This is a genomic window from Qipengyuania sp., from assembly GCF_042095715.1.
Taxonomy (GTDB): domain Bacteria; phylum Pseudomonadota; class Alphaproteobacteria; order Sphingomonadales; family Sphingomonadaceae; genus Qipengyuania.
Window position 1 is genome coordinate 1 of the sequence record NZ_JBELMO010000122.1, and the last position, 4,855, is coordinate 4,855.

The window sequence follows — 4,855 nt, forward strand, 5'->3', positions numbered from 1 at the left end:
ACCTGGTTCGTGTGATGCTGCCCGTCGATCGTCACGATCGGCCGCACCTCGATACCGGGCGACGTCATGTCGATCAGCAGGAACGATATACCCGCCTGCGGCCGCGCATCACGATCGGTCCGGACGAGGCAATGCATCCAGTCGGCCCAATGTGCCTCTGTCGTCCACATTTTCGTGCCGTTCACGACATAATGATCACCGTCACGCACGGCCAAGGTCTTCAGGCTGGCGAGATCGGAACCGGCGTTCGGCTCCGAATAGCCCTGGCACCACCATATGTCGGAAGACAGGATGCCGGGCAGATGCCGGGATTTCTGCTCCTCGTTGCCGAAAGTATAGATCACCGGCCCGACCATATTGACGCCATAGGGGATGATCATTGGTGCACCCGCGCGCCCAACCTCCTGCACGAAGGCGAGCTGGCGTTCGAGATCCCACCCGCGGCCGCCGTGCTCGACCGGCCATGCACCAGCGAACCACCCATGCGCCCGAAGGACCTTTTGCCAGGCGACAAAGTCATCCTTGCCGAACTCCAGACCACGCGCGGCCTTGTCCATGATATCCGGTGGCAGGTGTCCGGCCACGAAGGCGGCGACCTCCTTCCGAAACGAGTCTAGGGGATCATTTGGGTCGACGATGCCAGCAAGATCGCCAACCTGCGCGCGATGCGCCGCCGCGCCGCCGTGACTTGCCCGAATAACAGCCAGCCGTCGAAGGTAGTGGCTGATGTCCAGTTCGTCCGACACGCCCATCCCGCCGTGCATCTGCACAGCCTCGTGGGCAACAAGCCTGCCGCTATCGTCTGCCAGCGCCTTGGCGGCGTAAGCCGCGCCTAAGTGCAGCCCGCGATCCACGAACCCGATCGCGCGCTCGACCAGGGCGGTCGCCCCTTCCAATGCCGCCTTCATGTCGGCGACGCGATGCTGCAGAGCCTGGAACGTCGCAAGGGGAACGCCGAATTGCTTTCGGACAATTAGATAGGCGCACGTTCGTTCGAGCATCGCCGCGGCGATCGCGACCGTTTCTGCCGCCAGTCCCAGCGACACGCGCGAGATCGCCTCGCCGAGATACCGCGGATCGAGGTCGAGCCGCTGTGCGCGACAGCGATCGAGGTACACGGTTGCCGTGGACGCGCCGTCCATCGAGCGCATCGGTTCACGCCGGACACCGTTCGCCACGGCATCCACCAGAAAGAGAGCGTCCTCGCCGTCGACCGTGGCGGAGACGATGAAGGCGTGGGCCAAATCGCCATGTCGCACAGCGGGCTTCTCGCCACTGATCCGCCAGCCATCTGCATCGCATTCGCCGAGCGTGCCGCGCGGTGCGAACGGGTCAACCCCCTCGTCGTGCGCCAGGACGACAACGCGGCCCCCCGCGACGATCGTCTCGACATCGTGTCCGGCAAGATGCAGCAAGCGCGCGGCTACCGCCACGGCGAGCAACGGTTCGACCACGAGGTGACGTCCGGCTGCCGCCATCACGACGGCGAGATCGCGCGCTCCGCCGCCGAAGCCGCCTGCCTCCTCGGGTATCAATGCACCCAGCAGCCCCTGCTCCACCAATGTGGGCCACAGGGCCATACGGTCGGGGTTCGCAGTGCCCAACCGTTGGCGGCGCGCCTCGAAATCATTGGCCTCGGCCAGCAGCCGGTCAGCCATATCGGCGAGCATCAATTGCTCGTCTGTCCGGGCGAAGTTCACTGCGCCTTCTCCTCCATGGCCATGAAGGCAGAACGGAGAACGCCGCGCTGAACCTTGCCAGATGCGGTGCGCGGCAAGGTCACGCCGAAGGCAATCCGCCGGGGAATCTTGAAGGCGGCCAGGCGCGTGCGGGCGAAATCAATGAGATCCTCCGCGTTTATGCTATGTCCCGGCCGCAGTTCGACCGCCGCCGTTACCCCTTCGCCCCATCTCGCGTGCGGCAAACCGAATACCGCGCAATCGGCTACCGCCGGATGGTCGCGCAATGCCGCCTCCACCTCGGCGGGATAGACATTCTCGCCGCCGCTCACGATCATGTCCTTGATCCTGTCCGTCAGGAACAGGAAGCCTTCCTCATCCAGGCGGCCACCGTCGCCGGTACGATACCAGCCGTCCACCATCGCCTCCGCATCGGCATCCGGGCGACGCCAATAGCCTGCGGTCAGACTTGGTCCGCGGATCCATATCTCGCCGGGCACGTCGGGCGGAAGCAGCGCGCCTTCAGGGTCCCGGACGCTCAGCTCGAAGCCCGGCAGCGGTCGCCCGACTGAACGCAGGAGATGCGGTCGCGCGGGATCGTGCAGCGCCGGCCCCAGTACGGTGGCGCTGCCGCCGACCTCGGTCATGCCGTAATATTGCAGGAAACGACAACCGAGCGTCGCGACCGAGCGATCGAGCAATTGAGGGTCCATCGCGGCCGCGCCATAATGGATGCCGCGCAAGGTGGACCGGGTCAGGCCGCGCGCATGCATTTCGTCGATCAACCCACGCACCAGCGTGGGCACCATGAATGCGCGCGTCACCCCTTTCTGGCCGATCGTATCCAGCATGGCAGCGGGGGCGGGATTGTCGCTGACGATCAGTGGCACGCCGCGCACGAAGGCGCTCAACGCCCAGGACAAGCCGCCGATATGGAAGTTGGGGAGTGGCGACAGCAGGATTTCGTCGTCACCCCAGTCGTCGAAATGACCGCTGCATCGCTCCGCATGGCGCTGCGCGGCAAGCGCGAACTGGCTCGCCAGCGCGCCCTTCGGCCGCCCCGTCGTACCACTGGTATACAGCAGCAGCGCCGGCGCATGCGGATCGCTCGGCGTAGCGTCCGCCGGAATGCTGTGATCCAGCAGGTGCTGCAATCCATCCGGCCCGGCTCCGTCGACGAGGATCACCGGCACCTGTCCATCGCTCGCCGCCTCGACCACCGGCAGGAATTCGGTGTCAGCGAACACCAGGCTCGCGCCGGAATCGTCCAGCACGTGGCGGGTTTCCGCAGCAGTGTTGCGCCAGTTGACCGGCACCAGCACCACGCCAGCACGCATCGCCCCGAACAGCACGGGAAAGAACAGGTCGCGATTGCGCCCGTGATAGGCGATACGATCTGCGCGCGCGATACCACGGTCGCGCAACAGGCGGACGACGGCATCGCTCGCACGATCGAGGGCGGCGTGCGTCCATCTCCGTCCGTTGAACGACATTGCTGTCGCGTCGGGCGCGCGCTCGGCATTGATGCGCGGATAATCCGCCGGCAACCGCATGGAGCCCGTCTCCAACAGACCACCTGACGATTGCGCCCCCGTCATATGAGCAAGGCCGGATCGGCGAAGGCGCGACCGATCGATTGGACGAAGCGTGCCGCATCGGCGCCGTTGATCACGCGATGGTCATAACTGAGCGACAGAGGCAGCCGCTTCGCCCAGGCGATGTCGCCGTCGCTGCCGCGAAACGGACGCTCCTGAATGGCCAAGGCGCCCAGCACGGCAACCTCGGGCGCGTTGATGATCGGCGTGAAGGCCGTGCCACCGATGTGACCGAGTGACGATAGGGTGATGCACCCACCTTCCATGGCGGCCATCGGAAGGCCCTTGTCACGCGCCCGGGCAGCAAGCTCCGCGAGTTCGGCACCGATCTCACGCACCGTTTTGCGATCGGCGTCACGGATGACCGGGACCAGCAACCCGCGCGGGGTGTCAACGGCCACGCCGATATGAACGTAGCCCTTTCGCACGATCTGCATACCGTCCGCCGAAAGCGCGGTGTTGAAGCGCGGGTTCTCCGCCAGCGCGATCGCCATCGCCTTCACCAGCGGCGCCACCGGCGTCAATTTCGCCTCGGGGTGCGTCGCATTCCAGGTCGCCCGCCGCTCCTCCAAGGTCGTGACGTCGACTTCGTCATGATGCGTGACGTGCGGGATCGTCACCCAGTTTCTGCCGAGGAACGCGCCGGTGAGCCGCTGTATCTTGCTCAGCGGCTCCAGCTCGACCGGGCCGAAGGCCGAAAAGTCGGTATTCGGCATGGGGCTCAGCCCCGCCAGCATGGACGGGACGTCGCGCATCAGTCGATCTCGCCCAGGACGGTTCCAACGGGATAGGTCTCGCCGACCGGCTTCAGGATACGGAGCGTCCCGCTCACTGGCGCCTCGACTTCCTGGGTCGACTTGTCACTTTCGAGCGCGAACAGCGGCTCCCCGGCGACCGCCTGCCCGCCATCGGGAACGAGCCATTCGACCAGTTCCCCCTCGTTCATGGAAAAGCCCAGTTTGGGCAGCAAGATCTGCGTTGTCATGGTGTCGCCCGCCTCTTTGTCAGGGGTTGAGCCAAGTGTTTCGGTCGATGCCCGCGTTGGCCCGCGCGAACCCCGTGATCCGCAGCACATCGGCACCGATTGCGGCGGGATCCTTCGACGCCTCCATCTGTGGACCATGCTGCCAGCTTTCGATCACCGAATAGCCATAGCCCCATGCCTCGAAGATGCGCCCCGAAACGCTGCTGGCTTCCGGGCTGGCCAGCCACGCGACCAACGTTGCGATCCACTCGGGGTCGCGACGCGCCATGCGCTCTTCGCTTTGGCCCTGGCTCAGGCCGGCCGTCATGCGGGTTTCCGCGCGAGGGGCGATAGCGTTGACCGTCACGCCGATCCGGGCAAGCTCGCGCGCGGCGAGTTGCGTCAGCGTGGCGATACCCCCTTTTGCCGCCGCGTAATTCGCCTGCCCGATATTGGCGAACAGGGCCGAATGCGAGGTCGTGTTGATCACGCGGGCGTCGACAGTCCGGCCAGCCTTGGATTCGAGCCGCCAGTGATTGGCAGCATGATGCAGCGGGGCGAATGTACCCTTCAGATGCACCTTCACCACCAAGTCCCATTCATCCTCGCTCATATTG

5 protein-coding genes are annotated in these 4,855 nt (G+C 65.4%); all 5 read right to left on the reverse strand.

The features are described from left to right. A partial coding sequence (locus tag ACFDTG_RS16130; protein ID WP_375291958.1) for an acyl-CoA dehydrogenase family protein occupies positions 1-1,700 on the reverse strand: 1,700 nt, incomplete at its 3' end. Beyond that, entirely contained in the window at positions 1,697-3,247 is a 1,551-nt protein-coding gene (locus tag ACFDTG_RS16135; protein WP_375250257.1) for an AMP-binding protein, read from the reverse strand. The genes ACFDTG_RS16130 and ACFDTG_RS16135, both read right to left, overlap by 4 nt. A gap of 26 nt (positions 3,248-3,273) precedes the next feature. Beyond that, complete coding sequence (locus ACFDTG_RS16140) at positions 3,274-4,029, reverse strand: 2-oxo acid dehydrogenase subunit E2 (RefSeq protein ID WP_375250256.1); 756 nt, start codon at positions 4,027-4,029, stop codon at positions 3,274-3,276. Then, complete coding sequence (locus tag ACFDTG_RS16145; protein WP_375250255.1) at positions 4,029-4,259, reverse strand: biotin/lipoyl-containing protein; 231 nt, start codon at positions 4,257-4,259, stop codon at positions 4,029-4,031. Before ACFDTG_RS16145 ends, ACFDTG_RS16140 begins: the two co-directional genes overlap by 1 nt. Positions 4,260-4,278: 19 nt before the next feature. Continuing rightward, on the reverse strand, positions 4,279-4,855 hold a 577-nt coding region (locus tag ACFDTG_RS16150; protein ID WP_375291959.1), incomplete at its 5' end, for an SDR family oxidoreductase.

Excerpts from the sequence above, each read along its gene's own strand:
- ACFDTG_RS16140 (WP_375250256.1), bottom strand. The coding sequence starts at position 4,029 with ATGCGCGACGTCCCGTCCATGCTGGCGGGGCTGAGCCCCATGCCGAAT.
- ACFDTG_RS16145 (WP_375250255.1), bottom strand. The coding sequence starts at position 4,259 with ATGACAACGCAGATCTTGCTGCCCAAACTGGGCTTTTCCATGAACGAG.